We start from the raw sequence: 1,905 nt of genomic DNA on the forward strand, positions 1-1,905 counted from the left end.
CCCCGGCCTGTCCCGCCGGGCTCGCGGCCTCGCCGCCGGCCGCCTTGGGCACCGGCGCCTCTCCGGGTTTCGCTGCGACGCCGGCCGGGGTGCCTGCGCCGGGACCGGTGGCGGGGTGGGCACCCGACGGCGTGGAGTGCGGCACTGCGGCGCCGTCGGGCCCGGTGGTCGCCTCGGTGTCGGCGTGGTACCGCGCCGAGGTGGCAAGCGCCCGCTGCTCGAGCTCGCCGCGCTGCCGGATCAGCTGGGAGATCACGGCATTGTTGCTGCCGTTGATGTTGGTGGACACCGCATCGTGCATCGCCGCGTCGTTCTGACCGAACTCCATCGGCTTCGGCAGGACCGTCACGGCCTGGCTGTACACCTCGGCGTGTTTCTGCGACTGCTCGGCCAGGGCCTGCCACCGCTCGGCGACGGCGTTGGCCGCGCCGGCATGTTCGGTCAGCCGACCCGCGAGGGCGGCGGTACCTTCCGGGCTTTCCCACAGATCCGGCACCGTGGCCGTGATCTCACGCAGGGCGAGGGCAACGGTGTCGGCCCCGGTCCCGTTGGTCGTGGCGGCGGTGGTGAATCCTGCCGCTGCTCCGGACGAGCCGGCGGTCACCAGTTGGGAGAACTTCTCGCCGGTGAGACCGGCCGGGGGTGGCAGCGGTGCGCGGATATCCGGTATCAGCGGCGGTACCGGGGGCAGCGCCGCAAGCGTGCCGGCGTCGATGCTGCCCAGCGCGACGTTCAGTGCCGCCAGGTTGGCCGCGTTGACCTCCTCCTGCGTGCCGAACTTGACCGCGATCATGAACATCTGCAAACCAGCGGTGCGCAGACTTTGCGCCTGCGCGCATGCCAATGCCCACACCTCTTTCGAGGCCAGCTCGAGGCGCGCGGCCGCACCGATCGACGTCGGATCCTTTGCCAGTGGCGCCAGCACGCCGGGCCCGACGCCCTGGAGCGTCGGTGCGAGGGCCTGCACCCGCAGGGCGGCGGCCATCAGCTCGGCAAAGGCGACCTTCATCAGCGGACCTACAGCTCTTTTAGCTTTCGCTCGGCGTCGGCCAGGTCGGCTTCTGTCGGCATGTCGTCCACCGGAATCGACCTCCCCTCCAACTCGGCCCGGATGACCAACTGACCCTTCAGATAGGCGACATCGTTGCACGCCATGATGCGTTGCGCGATCTCGTTGGCCGGACGCTTCATGGCGGCCGGCTCGATTTGCACGCCGAGCGTATGTCCGGCCAGCGCGACCCGGACGAAGATGGTGTTGTCCGGGGTGGCGGCGGTATAGGACTGGTCAGTCAAAGCGGACCGCCGCGGCGTTGATCTCTTCCTGCTCGCTGAACTGCGCGGCAGCAGAGCGTAACTTGTCGGCAGCCGCACGGTGCGCGGCTTCGTGATCGGCGAAGGCCGAGTCTCGGCGCTGCACAACATCGTTCGCCGCGGCCTTGAACTGATGCATGATCGGCCCGTGGGTGCCCACCGCGGCGAGAATGTCGGCCCCGGCGCTGCGCGCGGCGGCGATCTCGTCGGCGACGCTGTCGTGTCGCGCCGCCACCGCGATCAGCAGCTCTGGTGTTATCCGGATGTCTGGCATCGATCTCCTACCGGCTGCTCGCCGCCGGCCGGGTCGGCGCGGGAACGTCCGACGGTGACTCGGGTTCGGGGTCACCGGGCGCTGGCAGCTCCCGGACGCGATCGTCGGCGCCGTCATCGTCGGCGTCCGGCACTTGATCGTCGGTGTCCGGCTCTCGGTCGTCCTTGGCCTCGTCGTCCGGACCGGCGGCGCTGTCACCGGGTGGGTCGGGTTCGCCGCCGCGGTCAGCCAGCTCCGAAGCCAAGCCGGCCAGCTGGGGTGCGGCACCGGCCAGTCCGCTGACACCCTGCGCCGGAGCCGCCGCCGCGCCCTGGGCGGCC

General features: G+C 70.9%; 3 protein-coding genes and 1 pseudogene. All 4 read right to left on the reverse strand.

What is annotated here, in order from left to right; translation table 11 throughout:
• Window positions 1-1,009: PPE domain-containing protein (locus ACRDU5_RS17590; protein WP_526615960.1), on the reverse strand; the 1,009-nt coding region annotated here is incomplete at its 3' end.
• A gap of 8 nt (window positions 1,010-1,017) precedes the next feature.
• A complete protein-coding gene (locus ACRDU5_RS17595) occupies window positions 1,018-1,293 on the reverse strand; it encodes a DUF2694 family protein (protein WP_526615962.1) in 276 nt (91 codons plus the stop codon).
• Entirely contained in the window at window positions 1,286-1,585 is a 300-nt protein-coding gene (locus tag ACRDU5_RS17600; RefSeq protein ID WP_526615964.1) for a type VII secretion target, read from the reverse strand. Before ACRDU5_RS17600 ends, ACRDU5_RS17595 begins: the two co-directional genes overlap by 8 nt.
• Before the next feature lie 7 nt (window positions 1,586-1,592).
• Window positions 1,593-1,905, reverse strand: a pseudogene (locus tag ACRDU5_RS17605) (hypothetical protein); the annotation flags it as partial.

The organism is Mycobacterium sp., from assembly GCF_050701515.1.
Taxonomy (GTDB): domain Bacteria; phylum Actinomycetota; class Actinomycetes; order Mycobacteriales; family Mycobacteriaceae; genus Mycobacterium.